At 67.6% G+C, this 20,443-nt stretch carries 27 protein-coding genes and 1 pseudogene; 12 read left to right on the top strand and 16 right to left on the bottom strand.

Annotated features, from left to right (window positions below; genetic code table 11):
- Nucleotides 1-75: 75 nt before the first annotated feature.
- Both LRS53_RS06985 and LRS53_RS06980 read right to left on the bottom strand, forming a co-directional pair.
- Nucleotides 76-633, bottom strand: a complete 558-nt coding sequence (locus LRS53_RS06985) for a chorismate--pyruvate lyase family protein (RefSeq protein ID WP_231355458.1) — start codon at nt 631-633, stop codon at nt 76-78.
- Entirely contained in the window at nt 617-1,186 is a 570-nt protein-coding gene (locus LRS53_RS06980; RefSeq protein WP_017641554.1) for a DUF2780 domain-containing protein, read from the bottom strand. Before LRS53_RS06980 ends, LRS53_RS06985 begins: the two co-directional genes overlap by 17 nt.
- 127 nt (nt 1,187-1,313) lie before the next feature.
- Between LRS53_RS06980 and LRS53_RS06975 the strand changes: the two genes are divergently transcribed.
- The gene (locus tag LRS53_RS06975) at nt 1,314-2,543 is read left to right on the top strand and encodes a nucleoside recognition domain-containing protein (RefSeq protein WP_017641555.1); all 1,230 of its coding nucleotides are present in this window, start codon (nt 1,314-1,316) and stop codon (nt 2,541-2,543) included.
- Here the strand turns inward: LRS53_RS06975 and LRS53_RS06970 are convergent.
- Nucleotides 2,525-3,193 (bottom strand): hypothetical protein, encoded by a 669-nt coding sequence (locus LRS53_RS06970; protein WP_017641556.1) that lies wholly within the window; start codon nt 3,191-3,193, stop codon nt 2,525-2,527. The genes LRS53_RS06975 and LRS53_RS06970 overlap by 19 nt on opposite strands.
- 147 nt (nt 3,194-3,340) lie before the next feature.
- Here LRS53_RS06970 and LRS53_RS06965 point away from each other — a divergent pair, with 147 nt between their 5' ends.
- Together LRS53_RS06965 and LRS53_RS06960 are read left to right on the top strand one after the other, a co-directional pair.
- Entirely contained in the window at nt 3,341-3,571 is a 231-nt protein-coding gene (locus tag LRS53_RS06965; RefSeq protein ID WP_231355457.1) for a DUF1161 domain-containing protein, read from the top strand.
- A gap of 103 nt (nt 3,572-3,674) precedes the next feature.
- Nucleotides 3,675-3,851, top strand: coding sequence for a hypothetical protein (locus LRS53_RS06960; RefSeq protein WP_017641558.1), 177 nt, complete (start codon nt 3,675-3,677; stop codon nt 3,849-3,851).
- A 42-nt stretch (nt 3,852-3,893) separates the two neighbouring features.
- Here the strand turns inward: LRS53_RS06960 and LRS53_RS06955 are convergent, their stop codons facing one another.
- Both LRS53_RS06955 and LRS53_RS06950 read right to left on the bottom strand, forming a co-directional pair.
- On the bottom strand, nt 3,894-4,325 hold the full coding sequence (locus LRS53_RS06955) for a PA0061/PA0062 family lipoprotein (protein WP_231355456.1): 432 nt from the start codon (nt 4,323-4,325) through the stop codon (nt 3,894-3,896).
- 34 nt (nt 4,326-4,359) lie between these two features.
- Complete coding sequence (locus LRS53_RS06950) at nt 4,360-4,782, bottom strand: PA0061/PA0062 family lipoprotein (RefSeq protein WP_064309091.1); 423 nt, start codon at nt 4,780-4,782, stop codon at nt 4,360-4,362.
- Between LRS53_RS06950 and LRS53_RS06945 the strand changes: the two genes are divergently transcribed.
- A complete protein-coding gene (locus LRS53_RS06945) occupies nt 4,781-5,902 on the top strand; it encodes an aminopeptidase (protein WP_231355455.1) in 1,122 nt (373 codons plus the stop codon). The genes LRS53_RS06950 and LRS53_RS06945 overlap by 2 nt on opposite strands.
- Here the strand turns inward: LRS53_RS06945 and LRS53_RS06940 are convergent.
- Complete coding sequence (locus LRS53_RS06940; RefSeq protein WP_231355454.1) at nt 5,899-7,245, bottom strand: MFS transporter; 1,347 nt, start codon at nt 7,243-7,245, stop codon at nt 5,899-5,901. The genes LRS53_RS06945 and LRS53_RS06940 overlap by 4 nt on opposite strands.
- Entirely contained in the window at nt 7,242-8,054 is an 813-nt protein-coding gene (locus LRS53_RS06935) for a siderophore-interacting protein (RefSeq protein WP_231355453.1), read from the bottom strand. Before LRS53_RS06935 ends, LRS53_RS06940 begins: the two co-directional genes overlap by 4 nt.
- A 36-nt stretch (nt 8,055-8,090) precedes the next feature.
- On the opposite strand from LRS53_RS06935, the gene LRS53_RS06930 reads away from it, so the two are divergent.
- The 3 genes from LRS53_RS06930 (at nt 8,091) to LRS53_RS06920 (ending at nt 9,237) form a co-directional block, all read left to right on the top strand.
- Nucleotides 8,091-8,507 (top strand): MarR family winged helix-turn-helix transcriptional regulator, encoded by a 417-nt coding sequence (locus LRS53_RS06930; protein ID WP_184289187.1) that lies wholly within the window; start codon nt 8,091-8,093, stop codon nt 8,505-8,507.
- 65 nt (nt 8,508-8,572) lie between these two features.
- Complete coding sequence (locus LRS53_RS06925; protein ID WP_064309094.1) at nt 8,573-8,806, top strand: hypothetical protein; 234 nt, start codon at nt 8,573-8,575, stop codon at nt 8,804-8,806.
- A gap of 158 nt (nt 8,807-8,964) precedes the next feature.
- Nucleotides 8,965-9,237, top strand: coding sequence for a cupin (locus tag LRS53_RS06920; protein ID WP_231355452.1), 273 nt, complete (start codon nt 8,965-8,967; stop codon nt 9,235-9,237).
- Here LRS53_RS06920 and LRS53_RS23600 read toward each other — a convergent pair.
- Together LRS53_RS23600 and LRS53_RS06915 are read right to left on the bottom strand one after the other, a co-directional pair.
- Nucleotides 9,234-9,362: a hypothetical protein gene (locus LRS53_RS23600; RefSeq protein WP_017641567.1), complete on the bottom strand. Its 129-nt coding sequence runs from the start codon at nt 9,360-9,362 to the stop codon at nt 9,234-9,236. The two genes, LRS53_RS06920 and LRS53_RS23600, sit on opposite strands and share 4 nt — an antisense overlap.
- A gap of 116 nt (nt 9,363-9,478) precedes the next feature.
- Nucleotides 9,479-9,907 carry an OsmC family protein gene (locus tag LRS53_RS06915; protein WP_017641568.1) on the bottom strand — a complete coding sequence of 143 codons (429 nt, stop codon included), beginning with the start codon at nt 9,905-9,907 and terminating at the stop codon, nt 9,479-9,481.
- A 119-nt stretch (nt 9,908-10,026) separates the two neighbouring features.
- Here LRS53_RS06915 and LRS53_RS06910 point away from each other — a divergent pair, with 119 nt between their 5' ends.
- A complete protein-coding gene (locus LRS53_RS06910) occupies nt 10,027-11,007 on the top strand; it encodes an aldo/keto reductase (RefSeq protein ID WP_231355451.1) in 981 nt (326 codons plus the stop codon).
- 246 nt (nt 11,008-11,253) lie between these two features.
- On the opposite strand, the gene LRS53_RS06905 is transcribed toward LRS53_RS06910, so the two are convergent.
- Nucleotides 11,254-11,856, bottom strand: coding sequence for an FMN-dependent NADH-azoreductase (locus LRS53_RS06905; RefSeq protein WP_231355450.1), 603 nt, complete (start codon nt 11,854-11,856; stop codon nt 11,254-11,256).
- 110 nt (nt 11,857-11,966) lie between these two features.
- Here LRS53_RS06905 and LRS53_RS06900 point away from each other — a divergent pair, with 110 nt between their 5' ends.
- Complete coding sequence (locus LRS53_RS06900; RefSeq protein WP_231355449.1) at nt 11,967-12,875, top strand: LysR family transcriptional regulator; 909 nt, start codon at nt 11,967-11,969, stop codon at nt 12,873-12,875.
- On the opposite strand, the pseudogene LRS53_RS06895 reads toward LRS53_RS06900, so the two are convergent.
- The 3 genes and pseudogenes from LRS53_RS06895 to LRS53_RS06885 form a co-directional block, all read right to left on the bottom strand.
- A pseudogene (locus LRS53_RS06895) lies at nt 12,872-13,455 on the bottom strand (LysE family translocator). The gene LRS53_RS06900 and the pseudogene LRS53_RS06895 overlap by 4 nt on opposite strands.
- Before the next feature lie 46 nt (nt 13,456-13,501).
- Entirely contained in the window at nt 13,502-14,341 is an 840-nt protein-coding gene (locus LRS53_RS06890) for an AraC family transcriptional regulator (protein ID WP_231355448.1), read from the bottom strand.
- Between the two features lie 251 nt (nt 14,342-14,592).
- Entirely contained in the window at nt 14,593-15,489 is an 897-nt protein-coding gene (locus tag LRS53_RS06885; RefSeq protein ID WP_231355447.1) for a LysR family transcriptional regulator, read from the bottom strand.
- A 105-nt stretch (nt 15,490-15,594) separates the two neighbouring features.
- On the opposite strand from LRS53_RS06885, the gene LRS53_RS06880 reads away from it, so the two are divergent.
- The 3 genes from LRS53_RS06880 to LRS53_RS06870 all read left to right on the top strand — a co-directional run bounded on the left by LRS53_RS06880 (nt 15,595) and on the right by LRS53_RS06870 (nt 18,456).
- Complete coding sequence (locus tag LRS53_RS06880) at nt 15,595-16,680, top strand: tartrate dehydrogenase (RefSeq protein ID WP_231355446.1); 1,086 nt, start codon at nt 15,595-15,597, stop codon at nt 16,678-16,680.
- 1 nt (nt 16,681) lies between these two features.
- Nucleotides 16,682-17,560, top strand: coding sequence for an alpha/beta fold hydrolase (locus tag LRS53_RS06875; RefSeq protein WP_231355445.1), 879 nt, complete (start codon nt 16,682-16,684; stop codon nt 17,558-17,560).
- 104 nt (nt 17,561-17,664) lie between these two features.
- Nucleotides 17,665-18,456, top strand: coding sequence for a phosphatase PAP2 family protein (locus LRS53_RS06870; RefSeq protein ID WP_231355444.1), 792 nt, complete (start codon nt 17,665-17,667; stop codon nt 18,454-18,456).
- A 6-nt stretch (nt 18,457-18,462) separates the two neighbouring features.
- Here LRS53_RS06870 and LRS53_RS06865 read toward each other — a convergent pair whose 3' ends face one another.
- The 3 genes from LRS53_RS06865 to LRS53_RS06855 all read right to left on the bottom strand — a co-directional run bounded on the left by LRS53_RS06865 (nt 18,463) and on the right by LRS53_RS06855 (nt 20,438).
- Nucleotides 18,463-18,714 carry a hypothetical protein gene (locus tag LRS53_RS06865; RefSeq protein WP_017641580.1) on the bottom strand — a complete coding sequence of 84 codons (252 nt, stop codon included), beginning with the start codon at nt 18,712-18,714 and terminating at the stop codon, nt 18,463-18,465.
- Nucleotides 18,715-18,981: 267 nt separating this feature from the next.
- Nucleotides 18,982-19,971: an alpha/beta hydrolase gene (locus tag LRS53_RS06860; protein ID WP_231355443.1), complete on the bottom strand. Its 990-nt coding sequence runs from the start codon at nt 19,969-19,971 to the stop codon at nt 18,982-18,984.
- Nucleotides 19,968-20,438, bottom strand: a complete 471-nt coding sequence (locus LRS53_RS06855; protein ID WP_231355442.1) for a thioesterase family protein — start codon at nt 20,436-20,438, stop codon at nt 19,968-19,970. Before LRS53_RS06855 ends, LRS53_RS06860 begins: the two co-directional genes overlap by 4 nt.
- Nucleotides 20,439-20,443: the final 5 nt, after the last annotated feature.

Here is a 20,443-nt window from a genome sequence, read left to right as displayed (position 1 = left end):
CGGACGACTGCGTGGCGAAGGGCCCGACGATTATAGGGGCCCCGTGGCGCCAACGCTGCCACGCTGATGATTCGGCTAGCCTTCGCGCCCGGCGTGGGGCCAGAAGGCCGGCAGGAAGACCTCGCCCACCAGGATCGCCAGGGGGCCGCGCCTGAACACCGAGCGCCGGGCCCAGCAGGGCGTTGTTGCCGCCCCTGCGGGCAGCCAGGTCAGCGGATAGCGACAGGCCTCCAGCGGCCCGCGAACGAAGGCCGGCGCCTGGAACAGCCAGTGGCCGAGGGGCCGCTCGCCCAGTGCCGCCAGATCGAAATCCGTCGCTTCCAGGGCCGTGCGCGCCGCCACGCTGCGGGCGAAGACCCAGGCCTCGCCGCCACCGCGCAGCCAGACCTCGCGCACCCAGCCGAGGCTGGCCGCCGGGACCTCCAGCGCCTGGCTCTCGTCCAGGCGCAGGGGCTGCCAGCCCTGGGCGATCACCTCGACGGCGAAGCGCCCGCCACTGAGGGCGATCAGCCGTTCGGTGAGGGAACCGCGGTCTGCATAGAGCCAGCCGAGCGGTGCCTCCCGGTAATCCGGCGCCTGGCTGGCCGCCACGTGGGTCAGCCAGCGCGGGGCGCCGTCACAGGCCCCAGACATTACCCAGGGTGCTCAGCAGGGAGGGCTGGGTGCCTTGCTTGCCGAGATAGCCGAGGATCACCTGGGCGAACTGGCTGGTCATGCCGCTGTTCATGCCCAGGGCGTTGAAGGTCTTGTCGACGTCCTGGCGGCTGTCGACATTGCCCAGCAGGCTGCCCAGCGGACTCTGCTTGGCGTCCTGGCCACCCCCGCCGAGCAGACTGCCCAGCCCGCCCAGTTGCGCCAGGCCGCCGGTGGCGTTGGCGCCGGCCAGCTGGTCCAGTCCCGGCACGGCCTTGGCCAGTTGGCGATAGTCGTTGCCCACCAGCTGATTCTTGGCCAGGCCGAGCAGGGCGCCGGTGCCGCCCACCGCCTGCTGCGGGGTGACGTTGAGCTGGGTGGTCAGCGCCTGCAGCAGGCCCTGGGCCTGGGGCGTGGCGGCCGCCGCAGCGGTGGCCTTAGCGTTGTTGTTGCCATTGGCGCTGTTGTAGGCGTTGACGGCGTCGTTGAGGTTGAAGGCGAAGACCGGGCTGGCGGCGAGCACCAGCGGCAGGGCGAGAACGGACAGACGCATGGGCGGACTCCAGCAGCTTGCGTGAAAGGTCAGAGAATAACCCGACAGCGATGACCACCGCCTGAACGACGTCCCTGCAGGGAGCGGACGCTACGGTTATCATCGCCGTTTTGCCGGGAGAACACCGATGCTCAACGGGTTGTGGCTGAGCTTCTTCATCGTCGCCGGGATCAGCGCCTTCGGCCAGTGGCTGGTGGCTGGCAACGCCGGGGTCTTCGCCGCCATGGTGGAGAGCCTGTTCGCCATGGCCAAGCTGTCGGTGGAGGTCATGGTGCTGCTGTTCGGCACCCTGACCCTCTGGCTCGGCATCCTGCGCATCGCCGAGAAGGCCGGACTGGTGGACGCCCTGGCGCGGTTGCTCGGCCCGCTGTTCGCCCGGCTGATGCCAGAGGTGCCGCGCGGTCATCCGGCACTGGGGCTGATCACCCTCAACTTCGCCGCCAACGGGCTGGGCCTGGACAACGCCGCCACCCCCATCGGCCTCAAGGCCATGCGCGCGCTGCAGGAGCTCAACCCCAGCAGCACCACCGCGAGCAATGCGCAGATCCTCTTCCTGGTGCTCAACGCCTCCTCACTGACGCTGCTGCCGGTGACGGTGTTCATGTACCGGGCCCAGCAGGGCGCGCCGGACCCGACCCTGGTGTTCTTGCCGATCCTGCTGGCCCACACCTGCGCCAACCTGGTGGGGCTGTTCTCGGTGGCCTTCATGCAGCGGCTGAAACTCTGGGATCCGGTGGTGCTGGCCTGGATCGGCGGGGGCGCCCTGGCCTTTGGCGTCTTCGTCGCCTTTCTCTTCACCCTGACCGCCACGGCGCTGGCCGGACTGTCATCGCTGCTCGGCAACCTGACCCTGTTCGGCATCATCCTGGCGTTCATGATCCTAGGCGCCCTGCGCAAGGTGCCGGTCTACGAAGCCTTCGTCGAAGGCGCCAAGGAAGGTTTCGACGTCGCCAAGTCGCTCTTGCCCTACCTGGTGGCCATGCTCTGCGCGGTGGGGGTGCTGCGCGCCTCCGGCGCCCTGGAGGCCATCCTCGAAGGCATCCGCCATGCGGTGACCTTTCTCGGCTGGGACACCCGCTTCGTCGAGGCCCTGCCCACCGCGCTGGTCAAGCCCTTCTCCGGCAGCGCCGCCCGCGCCCTGCTGATCGAGACCATGCAGACCCATGGCGTGGACAGCTTTCCGGCGCTGGTGGCGGCCACCATCCAGGGCAGTACCGAGACCACCTTCTATGTGTTGGCGGTGTACTTCGGTGCGGTGGGCATCCAGCGCGCCCGCCATGCGGTGGGCTGCGCCCTGCTGGCGGAATTCACCGGGGTCACGGCATCGATCCTGATCTGCTACTGGTTCTTTGGCTGAGCCTTGGGCTCCATGTCGACCATCCAGTCGTTTTGCACCATGCGCCGCTGACGGCGCGAGGTCAGCTGCTGGGTCTGCCAGTCCTCGGCGATCAGCGCACAATAGTTGCCGTCGTGCTGGCCCAGGCGAAAGCGCCGGCGCACCCCGATGGGATCATGATCCGAGCCATAGAAGGCCACCGCGCGGATCTCCAGGCCCTCGAACACCCAGCCCTCGGGCGGCCGGTGGTTGTCCAGGGTCAGGCCGTTGTGCTCGGCGGCGCGGCGGATCAGGCCCTGGAAGGTGCCGATGTGGGTGAAGTCGCCGGTGTTGAGCGGTCCCTGGTGGGTCGCCTCGCCCAGCACCAGATCGGGGTCGAAGTCATCCTGGCCGCTCTCGCGGATATCGGTGACATCGGTGTAGAGCGTCTCGCGGTTGGTCTTGAGGATCACCGTGAGCTGGTTGATGAACACCGGCTCGGCGCTCATGTTCGACAGCAGGCAGAGGGCGCCCACGCCCTTGCCGGCGCCGCGGTTGATGATCAGGCGCGGCTGGCGCTGGCGCTTGTAGTTGTTGAGCAAGAGCTGGGCATAGAGCACCCAGACGCCCAGGGTGCAGCACTGGGCGAAGAGCGTGAGGACTTGAGAGTTGTCTTTCAACCACTGGAACATGGGGGCACTTCACGGCAAGGAATGACCATCGGAAAGACCGTTCGGGTTCCAGGTTCCACCGCTTCGCTGGCCAAAGGATCGCGCTGAGAACATCGCCACAGCTCGGGCGTCCAAGCCTGAGAGGTCATCACGCCAAGGAAAATCGCCATGCTGCGTCTATCGCTACTCTGCTGTACCGCCCTGTTGAGCACGGCTGCGCTGGCCGAACCCCTGTCCTGCGACCAGCTCAAGGCCGAGATCGAGGTCAAGATCCAGTCGGCCGGGGTGACCGCCTATACCCTCGAAGCGGTTCCCAACGCCGAGGTACGCGATCCCAACATGGTGGTGGGCAGCTGCGCCAACGGTACCCACAAGATTATCTATCAGCGCAACGACTGATCCTCGGCCCGGAGGACGGACCGTTCATCCGCTGGATGCTTGTACAGTTTCGCTTGGCTTAGTACTGTTTGCGCATACAGTATTTAGCCAAGAGGGTAATGCCATGTCGCCGTTCGCCCGGATTCGCCAAGCTCTGTCCCTTGCCCAGCCTGCGCCGCGCTGGATGGAACGCGAGGATTTCCTGCGCATGAGTCGCCAGCTGCGCGAGCAGAAGGGTCGCCCGGTCGCGCGTCGCAGCCAGGATCGCGATCAGGATGACTGGGTCAGCGTACCCGCCTAGCGGGTCCTGGGCTGACCCGCTCGCCCTCCCTGGCGACGGGGGTCAGAAGGGCGAGCAGATGCCCCGCTGGGAGCTCACCAGTTCGCGCTGGCCGTCGTAGAGGGTGATCTCGCCCTGGCCGAAGGTGTGTTCGGCCGCCAGTCGATAGCGCCGGCCGGCCTGGAAATCCCCGTAGCCCAGTTCCAGATAGCATTGGATCTGCAGAGGTTCGTTCCAGCCGAAACGTGGTCCGAAGCCACCGCCGCCATAGAGTTCGTAGCGATAGCTCACCTTGAGGCTGTGGCTGCCGGGGGCGAGCTGGAAATAGCGGCCGTCGTCGAGACGTCTGCCATCCTGGGACTCGGCCAGCAGCGAGGCGCCTACCGCGGGTTCGCGCAGCTCCAGATCGACCCACGCCTGCTGGGGATCGACCGGGGGCAGCGGCGTGGTGCAGCCGCCGAGCAGCAGCAGAGGAAGCAGCAGGCGCAGACGCATGGATGGCGACTCGCGACAGGGAGATCAGCCGAGTCTACACGTCGCCGCAACGACTGGCAGTGCTGCGCGCCACTTCCTGGTTGCGCTCGTCATAGAGGCGCGCCCAGGGTCGCCAACCGGTCTGGCCGGCTTCCAGGCGATAGCGCTCGCCCGCGGCGAAGGCCTTGTAGTTGAGGGTCACCAGGCAGGTGCGCGCCAGCGGATCGGCCACCTGGGCGCCGATGTTGGTAGGCTGCACCTCGAACTGATAGCGTACCTGCAGATCGTGGTTTCCCGGCCAGACCTGGAAGTAGCGTTTGTCTTCGAGATCCTTGCGATCGGCGCGCAGGGCTTCCAACTTGGCCTTGCCGTCGCTGTCCAGATCGATCCAGGCCTGCGCAGGATCCGGCTTGGGCAACGGCCACAGGGAACAGCCCCCCAGGAACAGCACAGGCAACAGCAGGCACAGTCTACGCATGACGGCTACAACTCCGGGCAGGGAAGGGTGCGCCACCCAGTCAGGCACCCTGCCTGCGCAACGCGCGAGCCGTTGGCTGGCGCTGCTGTCCCTCTTGATCGGACTGAGCGGTTGTACCTCGGTCGGGTACTACGCTCAGATGGTACAGGGCCAGTGGGCGCTGATCCGTGATCGCGAGCCCATTGCGACGGTCGTCGCAGATCCCGCGCGGCCCGTCGCCCTGCGCGAACGCCTCGCTGCCGCCGCGGGGGCTCGACGCTTCGCCAGTGCCGAATTGGCTCTGCCGGACAACGCCAGCTATCGCGGTTTCGTCGAACTCAAGCGACCCTTCGTGCTGTGGAATGTCTTCGCCACCGCCGAATTCTCCACCCGACCCACCACCCACTGCTTTCCCATCGCCGGTTGCGTGGCCTATCGCGGCTACTACCGGGAAGCCAAGGCCCGAGCTGAGGCGCAGCGGCTGCAGGCGCAGGGTCAGGACACCTACGTCGGCGGCGTGCCGGCCTATTCGACCCTGGGCTGGTTCAGCGATCCGCTGCTCAGCAGCATGCTGCGCTGGGACGACGACCAGGTGGCCGCGACCATCTTCCACGAGTTGGCGCACCAGCGCTTCTATCTGCCCGGCGATACCGCCTTCAACGAATCCTACGCCACCTTCGTCGAGGGCGAAGGTCTGCGACAATGGCGCGCCAGTCGTGGCCTGCCGCCGCCGGACGCTGGGCGCGAGGCCCGCTACCAGCAATTTCGCGCCCTGCTGCTGACCACCCGCGACGACCTGGCCAGGCTCTATGCCCAGCCGCTGGCGCCGGTGGCCATGCGCGCGGCCAAGGCCCGGCGTTTCGCCCGATTGCGTGCTGACTATCAGCGCCTGCGCGCCACCCCGGCCTGGCGTGACGAGCGTCGCTTCGATGGCTGGATGAGCCAGCCACTCAACAACGCGCGGCTGGTGCCCTATGGCCTGTACGAACAGTGGGTACCGGCCTTTGACGCCCTCTATCGGCAGCACCCGGGCAACTGGCCGGCGTTCTTCCACCGGGTCCGGCTGCTGGGCGAACGCCCGGCGGTCGAACGTGAGCAGGCGCTCAGGGCGCTGCTCGACCAGGCAACACCGCAGCCCTAGCGCGGTGCCCGCCAGTTGGACCAGGCGGCGACCAGACCCAGCGCTGCCGCCAGGGCCAGTCCCAGGCGCGGGGCCAGGCCGCCATCCAGATGCAGCAGCAGCGCCAGGGCCGCGGCGCCCAGGGCCATGCCAGTCTGCCGGGCGGTGGCCTGGACGCCGCCGGTGGCACCGTTGCGACCGAGCGGGGCAGCGGTCAGCATGATCCTGTTGTTGGGCACCTGGAAGAAGCCGAAGCCAATACCCCCGACGATCAGGCAGGGAACCAGCAGCGTGGTGGAGTGTTCCAGCGGCATTACCGCGGCCGCCGCCAGCCCCAGGGCGATCCCCAGCCCCCCGAGCATGCACAGCCGCTGCGGCGGATGGCGGTCGGCCAGCCGCCCGGCCACTTGCGCCGAGACGGCCACGGTGAGCGGCCAAGCCAGCATCAACAGGGCCACTTGCAAGGGCACCAGTCCGAGCTGGTGCTGCAGATAGAAGGGCAGGGCGAGAAAGCAGAGCATCTGCGCGGCAAAGGAGCAGACCGAGGCCAGCACCGAATGGCGCATGGCCGGCAGCCCCAGCAGGTCCACTGGAAGCAGGGGCGCCGGCAAGCCGCGCTCGCGGCGCACCAGCAGCACCAGGCTGGCCGCGGCTAGCAACAACAGGGCCACCCCCTGCAGCGGCGCGCCGCCGAGCCGCTCCAGACCGCCGATGCCGGCGCAGAACAGCAGGGCGTTGAGCAGCACACTGACGGGATCGAGACGGCGTTGCGCGTGGGGGCTGTCGGGCAGGTTGCGCACTAGCAGGCCGACCAGGATGGCCAGGGGTACGTTGATCGCGAACAGCCAGGGCCAGCCGCCCAGCGCCAGGATGGCCGCGCCTAGGCTGGGCGCGGCCGCCGAACCCAGGGCTACGCACAGGGCGTTGATGGCGATGCCCCGCCCGAGGCGGGCGCGTGGATAGGACAGCCGCACGATGCCGGCGCTGACGCACATGATGGCGGCGGCGCCGACCCCCTGCAGCGCCCGGGCAGCCACCAAGCTGGCCAGATCCGGCGCCAGGGCGCAGCCCAGGGAAGCCAGGCCGAAGATGCCGACCCCGACGGCGAATACCGGACGCAGGCCGTGGCGCTCGGCCACCGCGGCCAGCGGAAACAGCAGGGCGACCAGGCTCAGCTGGTAGGCGCTGACGATCCACACCGCCGCGGCGGCGGACACATCCAGGGCCTCGGCGATGGTGGGCAACGCCAGGTTGGCGATGCCGCTGTCCAGCACCGTCATGCTGATGGCCAGCAGCAGGGCGGCGACCGCCCGGTAGCGTCGGGGTCGCGGCAGGCCATCGGCGAGGGGGGCGGTGGTAGTCAATCCTCGACCTTCACATGCTGGTCGCTCTCGCCGAGCTTCCAGTAGCCGGCGGCCTTGACCCAGTCCCGCGGCAGACCCTTGGCCAGCAGCACCTGACGCGCGGCGCGGGCCTGGGTCGCCTCACCGGCGATCCAGGCATAGCCTTCACCCGCGGGCAACTCCAGCTGCTCCAGGGCCTGCACCAAGGCATTGGCCTCGGTTTCGCGATAGACCCAGCGGATCTCGGCGGCGGCGGCCGTCGACAGGGCGATCTCCAGGCCAGGACGAGCCACTTCGGCGACGACCTGAACGCGGACGCTGGCGGCCAGTTGCTCCAGGCGCCGAGCGATGGCGGGCAGGGCGGTCTCGTCGCCGGCCAGCAGGTACCAGTCGAAGTCCTCGGGCGGCACCAGGGCGCCCTTGGGGCCACCGATGATCAGCTCGGCACCCGGCTGCGCCTGGCGCGCCCAGGTGGTCAGCACCCCGGCTTCATGCAGATAGAAGTCGATGGCCAGTTCGCCACGGGCGGCATCGTAGTGGCGCGGGGTGTAGTGCCGACCGACCAGCTGCTCGGGATTGGCAGCGCGGATCGGGGTGGTGTCGGCGGGGACGAACAGCTTCACGTGTTCGTCGAAGGCTGCGCTCTGGAAATCGGCCAGGTCGCTGCCACCAAAGGTCAGGCGCAAGAGGTCGCCACCCAGGTCTTCGCGGCGGACGACGGTCGCCCAGCGGCGCTTGAGGTCGAAGCGCACGCGCTGGAACAGGTGAGGGGCACTGGCATCGCCCTCGCGGCTGTGAAAAGATGTCGCCATTTCGGAGGTACCATTCATTGAGGTTCCTCACTATATTCGAGGTAAGTAGTTGTCATGTCAACCGCCGCCGCCATTGCCGAAGCCCTGATGGATCTGAAACGGCAGATGCGCCAACAACTGGATGAGACCCTCAAGGCCTCCGGACTTTCCTTTGCCCGCTACAAGGTGCTCAAGGTGCTAGAACGCCTGGGACCCTGCCGCCCGGGCGAGGTCGCCGAACAACTGCGCCATGCGCCGCGCACCCTGACCGATGCCTTCGACGCCCTGGAGCGTGACGGCCTGGTCCGCCGCGAGCCCCATCCCCAGGATCGCCGCGCTCTGCTGGTGCACCTGACCGAGCAGGGGCGCCAGGCCCTGGATCAGGCCCAGACACCCCGGACCCAGGCGCTGGAGGCGGTCTTCGCGCCCCTGGATGCAACTGAGCAGGCACAACTGCTGGCCTATCTGGAGCGCGTCCGTATTCGTCGTTGAGTGGCGGGCGAACTCCGTGGCGGTCGTTGCGCTCGAAAGAAGGACCCTATCGAGGAGAGCCTGCCATGAGTGACCAGCGTTCCGATGCCCACCTGGGCAAGACCCCACCCAACGAACCCGCGCTCGATGAAGCGGGACGCCCCGTGGATGTGGTGAAGAAAGACATGGAGCAGCCGGAATCGACGCCGACCGATGGCATCGACAAGGTCCTCACGCCCACCGATATCAAGACCAAGGAACAGGAAGCCGAGGCGCTCAAGCGCAAGAACGCCGAGGTCGAGCGCAAGCTGGAGCGCTGATGCTCCACGTGGAACCTCGGCTGGCCGAGGTATCCATGGCGTCTTTGCCTCGGAGCCGGCCAAAGCCAAGGTTCCTCATAGTGCCTTTGCACTGGCTGCGAATAGGTGAGGCGCCTAGCCTGGGCGCTGATCATCTCTTCTTGGCGTCAGGCGCACCGATGGACCAGGCCACCTTCATCGAGCAACTCGCCCGCGAGGGTTTCCAGCCACCGGTGCTGGTCGAGCGCGACGCACTGGGCAGGCTGGAATCCCATGCTCACTTCTTCAAAGCCAGGGCGCTGGTGATCCAAGGTGAATTGCACATCCGTACCGCCGCTGGCGAACGCCACTACGGCGTCGGCGACATCTTTCAGCTCGCCGCCCAGGAGCCGCATTCCGAGGTCTTCGGCCCCATGGGCGTGCGTTACCTGGCGGGTCGGCGACCGGCCTAGCCTTCGCTGTCGTTCTTCTCGATGTCCTTGCGTTGGCGGTTGAGGATCACGCAACCGTAGATGCCGCCGCCCAACAGCAACACGGCGAGGATGGAAAAGAGGGTCATGAAGATGGAGTCGTTCATCGTACTCTCCGAAAGCGGGGTCGGAGCAGTCTAGCGACTTGCGGACAGCTCGGCGAACAGGCTCTGGAACAGGGTGTTGCCGACGCCGGAGCGGCATCGGCAGGCGCCCCAGACCCTTAGCCTTCGAGCGTGGCGTTCAGGTTGATCTTGGCGCCCTTGAGCACCTTGGACACCGGGCAACCTTCCTTCGCCTGGTTGGCGATGGTGGTGAACTGTTCCTGGGTGGCACCGGGGATCTTGGCCTTCATGGTCAGATCGATGGTGGTGATCTCGAAGCCGTCGCCGACCTTGTCCAGGGTCACGTCGGCCTTGGTCTCGATCCGCTCGGGAGTCAGGCCGTTCTGGCCCAGCAGCATGGAGAAGGCCATGGAGAAGCAGCCGGCATGGGCTGCGCCGATCAATTCTTCGGGATTGGTGCCCGGAGTGCCTTCGAAACGGGTGTTGAAGCCGTAGGCATTGTCCTTGAGCGCGCCGCTCTCGGTGGAGATATGGCCCTTGCCATCCTTCAGACCGCCTTGCCAGACCGCGGAAGCATATTTCTTCATGGAGCGTCTCCGGTTGTAGATTAGGAATCCATCTAGAACCAGGCGGCAGCCGGTAAGTTCGTTGCAGTCGATCCGGGAACTGCGTGGTCAACCTCTTTCGACCATCCCTGGAGGCCCCCATGAACTATCGCACTCTCGGCCGCACCGGTCTGAAGATCTCGCCCCTTTGCCTCGGCTGCATGACCTATGGCGTGCCCGAGCGCGGCAATCATCCCTGGACCCTGCCGGAAGACCAGAGCCAGCCGCTGCTGAAGAAGGCCCTGGATCTGGGCATCAATTTCTTCGACACCGCCAACAGCTACTCCGACGGCACCAGCGAAGAGATCGTCGGCCGCTTCCTCAAGGCCCACGCCGTGCGCGAGGAGATCGTGCTGGCGACCAAGGTGTACTTCCCTCTGCGCGACAAGCCCAATGTCGGTGGCCTGTCGCGCAAGGCCATCTTCGCCGCCATCGACGCCAGTCTGCAGCGCCTGGGCACCGATTACGTTGATCTCTACCAGATCCATCGCTGGGACTATCACACGCCCATCGAGGAGACCCTGGAGGCCCTGCACGACGTGGTCAAGGCCGGCAAGGCGCTGCACATCGGCGCCAGCAGCATGTACGCCTGGCAATTCGCCAAGGCGCTGCACACCGCCGAACGCCATGGCTGGACCAGATTCGCCACCATGCAGAACCACCTCAACCTGCTCAATCGCGAAGAGGAGCGGGAGATGCTGCCGCTGTGCCGCGACGCCGGCGTTGGCGTGATCCCCTGGAGTCCGCTGGCCCGTGGCCGCCTGACCCGCGACTGGGACGCCAGCACGGCGCGTACCGAAAGCGATGCCTTCGGCAAGACGCTCTATACCGCCAGCGAGGAATCCGATCGGCAGATCGTGGCTGCCGTGGCCCGCATCGCCGAAGCCCGCGGCGTACCGCGCGCTCAGGTGGCGCTGGCCTGGCTGCTGCAGAAGCCGGGCATCGACGCGCCCATCGTCGGCGCCTCCAAGCCGCAGCATCTGGAAGACGCGATGGCGGCGCTGGGGCTGCACCTGAGCGACGAAGAGATCGCCGCCCTGGAAGCGCCCTATGTGCCGCATCCGGTGGTGGGGTTCAGCTGAGACGGGGCCTTGCCCTCACCCCAGCCCTGTCCCGGAGGGAGAGGGGGAAGAGCGGGATGGAGTGCCGGCTGAGGTTCCATGCCCGGGGCCCCAAGGATCCTTCCCCTTGGCGCCCCAAGGCTGAGGCCGGGCTAGCGCTAGCAATAAAAGACGCTTCAGGCTTATTCAAACTCACCCTGCAAAGCCGAGGACCGCTCTGCTCCCCTCTCCCTCAGGGAGAGGGGCCGGGGGTGAGGGTGCCCGACCCTAGGCGAACTGGTCGGCGATCTGCCGCTCGGCGCTGGCCAGGGCCGCGCTCTTGGCTTCGTCGCCATAGGCCAGGCCTTCGGCGCGAACGATCTGGATGTCGGTGATGCCGAGAAAGCCCAGCAGCAGCTGCAGATAGTCCTCGTGGGCGATGCCGGTGGGCTTGCCGGCATGGATGCCGCCCGCGGTGGCGACGATGATCGCCTTCTTGTCGCCACACAGGCCTTCCGGACCGGCTTCGCTGTAGCGGAAGGTGGTACCGGCCACGGTGATGCGGTCGATCCAGGCCTTGAGCTGGGTCGGAATGGTGAAGTTGTACATGGGCGCACCCAGCACCAGTACGTCGGCGGCGAGGAATTCCTGCAGGGCGCGGGCATTGCGCTCCGCTTCGTCGCGCTGTTCGGCGCTGCGCTGCTCGGCCGGGGTGGCCCCAGCGGCCAGGCTGGCGCCGGAGAAGTGCCCGAGGGCGTCGTGGGCGAGGTCATGGTAGATGACCTCCAAACCCGGCGTGGCGGCCTTGAGCGCGTCAACGACCTTGGCGGTCAAGGCGCGGGAGGCGGAGTGATCGCCGAGGATGCTGGAATCGATGTGCAAGAGTTTCATGGCGGTAGTCCTGTAGGGTTCGACGCGATGAGCCCAGACTACCGATAAGACGATCTCCTGATTAGACGGCTAAAATGCGATGCATCGTCCCATGGATAGGACAATCGCTCATGCAAGATCTCAATGACCTCGCCTACTTCGCCAAGGTGGTGGAGGCCGGTGGCTTCGCCGCCGCCGGGCGGCTGCTGGGCATTCCCAAGTCGCGGCTGTCCCGCCGCATCGCCGAGCTGGAGACCCGTCTGGGCGCGCGCTTGTTGCAGCGCACCACCCGCACCCTGACCCTCACCACCCTGGGCGAGCGCTATCTGGTGCACTGCCAGGCGCTGTTGCGCGAGGCGGAAAGCGCCGCCGAAACCGCCGCCAGCCTGTCCAGCGAGCCGCGTGGACCGCTACGAGTGTCCTGCCCAGTGGCCCTGGCGCAGCAGTATCTTCCCGAGGTGGTGACGCAGTTCCTCGCGCGCTATCCCCAGGTGCAGCTGGACATGCTGCTGGTCAATCGGCGGGTGGACATCATCAACGAAGGGGTGGACGTCGCCATGCGCGTGCGGGACGTGGACGACGAAGAACCTGGCCTGGTGGTGCGGCGGCTGCGCCAGGCTTCCGTGGTGTTGGTGGCGGCACCCGAACTGCTCGCCGGGCGACGGCTGGATACCCCGGAGGCCTTGCTAGGCCTGCCCTTGCTGGGCGCCCTGGAGGTGGATCGCAAGGTACACCTGCGTCTGGCAGGACCTCAGGGCGAACGTCGCGAGCTGATACTGGAAGCGCGTCTGGGCATCGATGACTTCGGCGTGCGCAAGGCCGCCGCCCTGGCCGGGCTCGGCTATACCCTGCTGCCATTGCCCTATTGTCAGGCCGAGCTGGCCGAGGGCCGCCTGCAACGTCTGCTGCCGGACTGGTCGATCCCCGGTGGCCATCTCCAGGCCGCCTATGCGCACCGCCGCGGCCAACTGCCGGCAGTGCGCGCCTGGCTGGAGCACCTGGAAGAGAATTTTCGGGATCAGGGCAGTGCGCCGGTCTAGATCACCGTCGCCCAGGCCGAGGCGAGCAGCAGCGCCGCCATCCCCAGGTTGAAGCCGCGCCAGGCGCGGGTCGATTTCAGGCCATGCGCCGCGACCCGGCCAAGCAGCGCCCAGAGACCCAGGCAGGGCACGGACACCAGCAGGAACACCAGCGCCAGGACCAGCACCTGCCGCCAGAGGTCGGCGCCGGGCTCGGCATAGACCGTCACCACCGCCAGCGCCATGCTCCAGCTCTTGGGGTTGAGCACCTGCAGCCCGGCGGTGCCGCCGAAGCCCAGGTGGGCGCTGTCGTCCGCCACCGCGGGCGCGCCGGCGCGGGCCAGTTGCCAGGCCAGCCAGCTCAGCCAGAGCACCCCGGCCCAGGCCAGGCCGCGCTGCCAGTCGGGATGTCGCGCCAGGGTCTGGCCGAGACCGAAGCCCACCACCAGGACCAGGGCCACCGCGCCCAGGCTACCGCCCAGCACCAGGGGCAGACTGGCCCGGGCGCCGTGGCGGGCACTGTGGCCGAGGATGAGCACATTGGTCGGCCCGGGGGTGATGGAGGCGACCAGGCGAACAGCAGGAAGGGCAACAGGGACATGGGAGACTCCTGGTTTGGAGGGAGCCCCAGGGTCGCAAGCCTGCCGCTAGCGGTCTGGAAGATTCGAGCAGCGCGCGCGATAGGCCGCCGGGGTCAGGCCATAGGCGCGGCGGAACCAGCGACCCAGGTGACTCTGGTCGGCGAAGCCCAGGGCGGCGGCGGTCTCCGCCGGCGACAGGCCGTCGGCCAGCAGGCGGCGTGCCCGCGACAACCGCAGCTGTACCAGATAGGCGTGGGGCGCCAGACCAAAGGCCGCCTTGAAGGCGCGAGTCAGGCGGAATCTGTCCACGCCACAGGCCTGGGCCAGTGCTTCCAGGCCGATGTCTTCGTGGTGATGGGCATGCAGGAAGTCCCGCGCGCGCAGAGCGACCTGGGGCAGGCGCGGATCGCCCGCCTGGGGCGCTCGCCATTGCAGTTGCGGCAGGAGGCGCAGCAACAGGGCGTCCAGGGCGCTCTGGCGGACGATCCGCAGCTCTGGCCGACTCAGGACCTCATGGGCCCAGGCCACCGCGCGGTGCAGTTCGGCCTGGTCCACCAGGGTACGGGCGAAGCCCGGTTCGCCCAGCGGCCGGGCATCACCGTGCAGGCCTTGCAGCTCGCGCGCCAGCCACTGGGGATCGAGGTAGAGCATGGAATAGGTGAAGCCCTCGGTTTCCGGCGCCTGGCCGTCGTGCAACTCGCCGGGCTCCAGCAGAAAGACCTGCCCCGGGGTGCTCAGGTGGCGCTGGCCCCGACAGTGGAATTGCTGCAAGCCCTGCTCGGTGTAGCCCACCAGATAGGCGTCGTGCCAGTGCGGATCATAGGCATGGCCCTCGAAATGGGCGCGCAAGGTCTCGATGCCGGTGTCGGCGTCCTGCTGCAGCTGGATCCAGTGATCGTCGGCCATGGCGAGAGAAGGGGATCTGCGGGCTTTCCAGTCTAGCTACGGACCCGGTGCCGGTCTGGAAGATTCGTGCAGCCTAGTGTGGTGTTTCAGAAGTTCGCGCAAGAATTGGCGAGTGATTTTTTGCGGTTCGGCGTTCCGACTTGGGCTAGGCGTCGCGACGAGTCATAGCAGGGCTATGGCGAGGAGTGGCAACGCCGCTCAAGCCGAAAAAGCGCCGCCAAAATTGTGCAGTTAACTTCTGAAACACCACACTAGCGCCCCAGCCGCGCGGGCAGCTCCTGCGCCAGATGGCGGATCAGTTCGGAAAGCCGACGCGGCACATGGCGCTGCTGGCGGTGTACCGCATAGATGGCTGCAGCCGGCGCCTCATGATCGGTCAGCACTGGCACCAGGGCGCCACTGGCGATCAGCTCGGCCACGTCCCATTCCGATCTCAGGATCAGTCCGTGGCCCTCCAGCGCCAGGCGCACCACCACCTCGCCATCGTTGCTGCTGAGGCTGCCGCGCACCTTCTGGGCGAAGTGCTGGCCGGCCTTGGTGAAGCGCCAGACGGCGTAGTCGCCCGCGTCCTGGCGCAGCACCAGGCAATTGTGCCGCGCCAGGTCCGCCACGCTTTCCGGCACGCCGGCCCGAGCCAGGTAGGCGGGGGCGGCGCAGAGCAGGCGACGGTTATCCAGTAGGCGGTGGGCGATGACCCGGGCGTCCGGTGGCTCGCCGACACGGATATCCAGGTCGAAGGGCCCTTCCAGCAGGTTCACCGGATGGCTGGAGAGGTGCAGATTGACTTCCAGCCCGGGATGGCGGTGGGCGAAGTCCGACAGCAGCGGCGCCAGGTGCCGGCGGCCGAAGCCGAAGGTGGCGTTGAGATTGAGCACCCCGCTCAGGGGCGCATCGGGCCTTCCGACGGCGGCCTCCAGGTCTTCCAGCTGGGTCAGCAGCGGTCGGGCGCCTTCCAGATAGCGAAGGCCCTCCGGCGTCAGGTCCAGCCGCCGGGTGGTCCGGCGGATCAATTGCACGCCCAGGCGGCGCTCCAGGACAGTGAGTCTCTTGCTGACCGCCGCCAGGGACAGCCCCAACTCCCGGGCAGCGGCGGTCAGGCTGGGGTGGCCGGCCAAGCGGACAAAGAAGGCAAGGTCGTCAGCGGACAAGATTCTTGATCCCAGGTTAAGAATGGCTTTCCCTGCGACGGGATTGTACGCCTCCGGCGCGAGACTACACTGGGTCCATCCCACCCAGACTGCCGGAGAAAAGCCATGCAAGCGTCCAAGCCCTACAAGATCGCGGTCATCGCCGGTGACGGCATTGGCAAGGAAGTCATGCCCGAAGGTATCCGCGTGCTGGACGCCGCTGCCCAGCGCTTCGGTATCGACCTGCAGTGGGACCATTTCGACTTCGCCAGCGCCGAGTACTACCAGGCCCACGGCAAGATGCTGCCGGACGACTGGTTCGAGACGCTCAAGGACTACGACGCCCTCTACTTCGGCGCCGTCGGCTGGCCGGACGTGGTGCCCGACCACATCTCCCTCTGGGGCTCGCTGCTGCAATTCCGCCGTCGCTTCGACCAGTACGTCAACCTGCGACCCTGCCGGCTGATGCCCGGGGTCAAGGCGCCCCTGGCCAATCGCCAGCCGGGCGACATCGACTTCTATGTGGTGCGCGAGAACACCGAGGGCGAGTACTCCAGTGTCGGCGGCATCATGTTCGAGGGCACCGAACGCGAGGTGGTGATCCAGGATACGGTCATGACCCGCCACGGCACCGACCGCATCCTCAAGTTCGCCTTCGATCTGGCCCAGCAGCGGCCACGCAAGAAGCTGACCTCGGCCACCAAGTCCAATGGCATCGCCATCACCATGCCCTGGTGGGACAAGCGCGTGGAGGAGATGGGCAAGGCCTATCCGGACGTGGCGGTGGACAAGTTCCACATCGACATCCTCACCGCCAACTTCGTCCTGCACCCGGACTGGTTCGACGTGGTGGTGGCCAGCAACCTGTTCGGCGACATCCTCTCCGACCTGGGCCCGGCCTGCACCGGCACCATCGGTATCGCGCCTTCGGCCAACATCAACCCGGAACGCAATTTCCCCAGTCTATTCGAGCCGGTGCACGGCTCGGCGCCGGACATCGCCGGCCGCGGCATCGCCAATCCCATCGGCCAGATCTGGTGTGGCGCCATGATGCTGGAGCATCTCGGCCATGCCGACGCCGGCGCTGCCGTGGTGGCGGCCATCGAGGCCGTGCTGCGCCAGGCTCCCGAACAGGCGCCCCTGACCCGCGACCTCGGCGGCCAGGGCACCACTGAGAGCCTGGGTCAGGCCATCGCCGCGGCTCTGGCCTGAGATGGACGGCCTCTTTGCGGGCTTCGAACAGCGGCGGCTGAACGTCGGCGGCGTCGAGATCAATTACCGCGTCGGTGGTCAAGGGCCTGCGCTGCTGCTGCTCCACGGCCATCCCCAGACCCATGTGATGTGGCACAGGGTGGCGCCGCGGCTGGCCGAGCGCTTTACCCTGGTGGCCGCCGACCTGCGCGGCTATGGCGACAGCGCCAAGCCCGACGCGGGCACGGAGGCCTACAGCAAGCGCACCCTGGCGCGGGACAACGTCGAGCTGATGCGCCTGCTGGGCCACCAGCGCTTCGCCGTGCTGGCCCACGACCGCGGCGCCCGGGTCGCCCATCGCCTGGCGCTGGATCATCCCGCGGCGGTGGAGCGGCTGATGCTGCTGGACATCGCGCCGACCCTGGCCATGTATCGGCAGACCGACGAGGCCTTCGCCCGGGCCTATTGGCACTGGTTCTTCCTGATCCGCCCGGCGCCGTTGCCCGAGCGGTTGATCGAAGCCGATCCGGAAGGCTATCTCAAGGGCGTGATGGGTACGCGCAGTGCCGGCCTGGCCCCCTTTCCACCGGAAGTGCTAGCCGAATACCTGCGCTGCCTGAGCCTGCCTGGCACCGCCCGGGGCATCTGCGAGGACTACCGCGCCAGTGCCGGGATCGACCTGGAGCACGACCAGGCCGACCTGGATGCCGGGCGCCGCCTGGAGCTGCCGTTGCGGGTGCTCTGGGGCGCCGAAGGCACTGTCGGGCGTTGCTTCGATCCGCTGGCCGAATGGCGCCAGGTGGCCACCCAGGTCAGTGGTTGCGCCTTGCCGGGTGGCCATTACCTGGCGGAGGAGTTACCGGATCTGGTCGTGGCAGAAGCGCTGGCCTTCTTTGGTTGAGTCGATGACCGCAAAGGAGTGTTGCGTCATCTAGCTGTAACAAAGTGTGACGTCATTGAGGTCGAGTCAGTCTATTCGTGAAATTTTCGTGAAAAGAGACCTCGATGAACGCTCCCCTCTTCACCGCCAACTGGCAGTGGCGTCGCCTGGCGCTGTGCCAGGCTCTGGCCCTGGGCCTGCTGCTGCTCTGGCTCATTCCCACCGTTCGTACCCAGTTACTGGCCTTCGATGCCGGGCTATTCCACGCCCTCAATGCCCCTCTGGCGCATTCCGCCGCCTGGCTCTATCTCTGGACCTTCTTCAGCCTGCGACCGGTGGATGCCCTGGTTGGCCTGGTGCTGCTGGCCTTGCTGGTTCGCGGCGGCTGGGCCTATCCGACCCATCAGGTACGGCCAGCGCTGGCCGCCTTCATCGGCCTGCTGGTGATCCTACTGATCGTGCGGACCTTGCTGACCAAGGGCATCGAGGTCTGGGGTCTGCAGCATTCCAGTCCGTCCGACGTGCTCGCGGGCGCCTATCTGCTCAGCGATCGCTTTCCCGGGCTGGAACACGGTTGGGAATTGAAGGACAGATCCGGCGCCAGCTTTCCCGGCGACCACGCCTCGGTGCTGCTGCTCTGGGCGCTGTTCATGGCGCACTTCACCCGCGGCGGACGCCGCCTGGTGGTGGCCGCGCTGGCGGTGCTGTTCATGCTGCCGCGCCTGGTGGCCGGCGCCCACTGGGGTTCGGATGACTACATCGGTGGCCTGGCGCTGGCCCTGGGCGTCATCAGCCTGGGCCTGCACACGCCGCTGGCCGCCGTCTTCGCCCGCCAGGGTGAGCGTCTGCTGGCGCCACCCCTGCGTGGCCTGGGGCGGCTGCCGGTGTTGGGCTGCCTGAGTCTGCTGCGACCCTAGGGTGCCTTAGGCGCGCGCCTGGGCCAGGGCCGGCAGCAATTGCTGGTCGATGGCCTGGCGTACCGCCGGCAGCAGCGCCGCGCTGCCGGACAGCAACTCCTGGATCAGTTGGCGCAGGGCCTGGGCACGCTCCTGGTTGAGCCCGGTCACGGCCTGGCGACAGGCTTCGTCCGCGGTTGCCGCGGGCGTCACGTTGAAACCCAGCGCACGCAGGCGGTCGCGGAAGTCGTCCTGGTCGATCAAGTCGGCGATCATCATGGCACTGCCCTCTCAGGTGGAATGCCTGGATTCTCCCATTGGCACCGCAGACGGCAAGCCGGTCTGGCGTCGCCACATAGCCCGATGTCGTTTTTGGAAAGCGCCGCGCCCGCCAGCCAGGCAATGTAGGTTTATTACGACGCCCTGCCTGGACAATCTGCCGCAGGGTCAAAACCGACGTTCGCCATTAGAATGCGCCCTATCCACGATATTTTGCGGTTGTTCGCCTCCAGAGCCGAGCAATCCACGGTTACACACTGAGGCCCATCAGGGCGTTTGAACCTCTTCCGTCTCCAGCGGTTGAGGTTTTTTTTTGTCTTTTGACAGGTTGGCCGCGAGTGCCAAGCCCAGTTCGCCGCCGAGAAAGCGCTCCAGGACGCACCTCAGCGCCTCGGCCCGTCGACCCGGGGCGCGCAGGGCGCCATGCAGCAGGCCCGCGCCCTCCCACAGGCGACTGGGCGTCCCTCCGGCGCGCAAGGCGGCAGCATAGGCGCGGCCGTGATCGGCCAGGGGATCGCGCTGGGCCACGGCGACCAGGGCGGGCGCCAGCCCGCTGAAATCGCCAGCCTGCAGCGGCAAGGCGAGGGGATCCCGGCGATCTTCCGGGCGGGGCAGATAGGCATCCAGACAGGCGCGCCAGTCGGTGGCGCTCAGCAGCGGCGCCTGGGCCTGATGGCGTTCGCTGGGCAGCACCTGGGCGGTCAATGCCGGATAGATCAGTGCCTGGGCCCGCGGCTGGGCGCGACCCTGTTGGCGCAGCGCCAGGCACAGGGCCGCGGCGAGAGTGCCGCCGGCACTGTCGCCGGCCACCGCCAGCCGGCGCTCGTCCAATCCCAGTGCCTGAGCCTCACGTTGTAGCCAGTCCCAGGCCCGCCGGGCATCGTCCAGGGCGGCAGGATAGGGATGCTCCGGCGCCAGGCGATAGTCCACCAGCAGCACCGCCAACCCCAGCCGCCGCGCCAGGCGCGCCGCGAGAAAGCCGTGGGAATCCAGATCGCCGAGCATCCAGCCGCCGCCGTGCAGATAGAGCAGGGCGGGGTGGTTGGCGTGGGTGCCTGGCGGTGCCACCAGCCGCAGTGGTACCCCACCGGCACGGTGATCACTGATCGCCAGCCCCTGGTAGTCCGCTGGCGCCAGGGCCGCGCAGAGCCGGGCATAGGCCTGGCGCTGGGCGGTGATGTCCGGATCCTGGGTGGCGAAGGCCTGGCTGGCCGTGACGAAGGCGGCCATGTCCGCCGACAGCGGCGGCGCCTTCATGGGCGGGGCGGGGGCAGGCCGATGACCCGCCCGACATGCTCTGGCCAGGGCTCGTCCCGCTGCGCCGCCAGCCGGGTCGCCAGCCAGTCGTGCACCCGTGGCGCGAAGGGCGCGGAACGGGGGCCGTCCAGGTGGACGTGCAGCAGCAGTTGCTCGGAGGCGGCCAGCAGGTCGGCCTGGCCCTGGTGATGGAGGCCGAAGTGCAGGTGCAGGCGCTTGGCGTCCAGCGCCAGGAATCTCACCCTCACCTCCAGCCGGGCATCCGCCTTCACCTCGTGCAGGAAATTGAGGTGGCACTCCAGGGTGAACAGCGAGTGCCCGCTGGCCGCGCGACCGGCGGCGTCCAGGCCCATGGCGTCCATCAGGGCGTCGGTGGCATGGCTGAAGATCAGCAGGTAATAGGCGTCGCGCAGGTGGCCGTTGTAGTCGACCCACTCGGGGGCGACCGAAGTCCGGTGGATGATCATGGCCG

The sequence above is a fragment of the Pseudomonas sp. PLB05 genome, from assembly GCF_021106615.1.
Lineage (GTDB): Bacteria > Pseudomonadota > Gammaproteobacteria > Pseudomonadales > Pseudomonadaceae > Chryseomonas > Chryseomonas benzopyrenica.
This window is presented reverse-complemented; position numbering and strand designations above follow the sequence as displayed.

Excerpts from the sequence above, each read along its gene's own strand:
- LRS53_RS06880 (WP_231355446.1), top strand. The coding sequence starts at position 15,595 with ATGCAAGCGTCCAAGCCCTACAAGATCGCGGTCATCGCCGGTGACGGC.
- LRS53_RS06890 (WP_231355448.1), bottom strand. The coding sequence starts at position 14,341 with ATGGCCGACGATCACTGGATCCAGCTGCAGCAGGACGCCGACACCGGC.
- LRS53_RS06865 (WP_017641580.1), bottom strand. The coding sequence starts at position 18,714 with ATGATGATCGCCGACTTGATCGACCAGGACGACTTCCGCGACCGCCTG.
- LRS53_RS06955 (WP_231355456.1), bottom strand. The coding sequence starts at position 4,325 with ATGCGTCTGCGCCTGCTGCTTCCTCTGCTGCTGCTCGGCGGCTGCACC.
- LRS53_RS06870 (WP_231355444.1), top strand. The coding sequence starts at position 17,665 with ATGAACGCTCCCCTCTTCACCGCCAACTGGCAGTGGCGTCGCCTGGCG.
- LRS53_RS23600 (WP_017641567.1), bottom strand. The coding sequence starts at position 9,362 with ATGAACGACTCCATCTTCATGACCCTCTTTTCCATCCTCGCCGTGTTG.
- LRS53_RS06970 (WP_017641556.1), bottom strand. The coding sequence starts at position 3,193 with ATGTTCCAGTGGTTGAAAGACAACTCTCAAGTCCTCACGCTCTTCGCC.
- LRS53_RS06960 (WP_017641558.1), top strand. The coding sequence starts at position 3,675 with ATGTCGCCGTTCGCCCGGATTCGCCAAGCTCTGTCCCTTGCCCAGCCT.
- LRS53_RS06975 (WP_017641555.1), top strand. The coding sequence starts at position 1,314 with ATGCTCAACGGGTTGTGGCTGAGCTTCTTCATCGTCGCCGGGATCAGC.
- LRS53_RS06930 (WP_184289187.1), top strand. The coding sequence starts at position 8,091 with ATGTCAACCGCCGCCGCCATTGCCGAAGCCCTGATGGATCTGAAACGG.
- LRS53_RS06985 (WP_231355458.1), bottom strand. The coding sequence starts at position 633 with ATGTCTGGGGCCTGTGACGGCGCCCCGCGCTGGCTGACCCACGTGGCG.
- LRS53_RS06965 (WP_231355457.1), top strand. The coding sequence starts at position 3,341 with ATGCTGCGTCTATCGCTACTCTGCTGTACCGCCCTGTTGAGCACGGCT.
- LRS53_RS06900 (WP_231355449.1), top strand. The coding sequence starts at position 11,967 with ATGCAAGATCTCAATGACCTCGCCTACTTCGCCAAGGTGGTGGAGGCC.
- LRS53_RS06915 (WP_017641568.1), bottom strand. The coding sequence starts at position 9,907 with ATGAAGAAATATGCTTCCGCGGTCTGGCAAGGCGGTCTGAAGGATGGC.
- LRS53_RS06980 (WP_017641554.1), bottom strand. The coding sequence starts at position 1,186 with ATGCGTCTGTCCGTTCTCGCCCTGCCGCTGGTGCTCGCCGCCAGCCCG.
- LRS53_RS06910 (WP_231355451.1), top strand. The coding sequence starts at position 10,027 with ATGAACTATCGCACTCTCGGCCGCACCGGTCTGAAGATCTCGCCCCTT.
- LRS53_RS06945 (WP_231355455.1), top strand. The coding sequence starts at position 4,781 with ATGACGGCTACAACTCCGGGCAGGGAAGGGTGCGCCACCCAGTCAGGC.
- LRS53_RS06855 (WP_231355442.1), bottom strand. The coding sequence starts at position 20,438 with ATGATCATCCACCGGACTTCGGTCGCCCCCGAGTGGGTCGACTACAAC.
- LRS53_RS06950 (WP_064309091.1), bottom strand. The coding sequence starts at position 4,782 with ATGCGTAGACTGTGCCTGCTGTTGCCTGTGCTGTTCCTGGGGGGCTGT.
- LRS53_RS06905 (WP_231355450.1), bottom strand. The coding sequence starts at position 11,856 with ATGAAACTCTTGCACATCGATTCCAGCATCCTCGGCGATCACTCCGCC.
- LRS53_RS06860 (WP_231355443.1), bottom strand. The coding sequence starts at position 19,971 with ATGAAGGCGCCGCCGCTGTCGGCGGACATGGCCGCCTTCGTCACGGCC.
- LRS53_RS06875 (WP_231355445.1), top strand. The coding sequence starts at position 16,682 with ATGGACGGCCTCTTTGCGGGCTTCGAACAGCGGCGGCTGAACGTCGGC.
- LRS53_RS06925 (WP_064309094.1), top strand. The coding sequence starts at position 8,573 with ATGAGTGACCAGCGTTCCGATGCCCACCTGGGCAAGACCCCACCCAAC.
- LRS53_RS06935 (WP_231355453.1), bottom strand. The coding sequence starts at position 8,054 with ATGAATGGTACCTCCGAAATGGCGACATCTTTTCACAGCCGCGAGGGC.
- LRS53_RS06920 (WP_231355452.1), top strand. The coding sequence starts at position 8,965 with ATGGACCAGGCCACCTTCATCGAGCAACTCGCCCGCGAGGGTTTCCAG.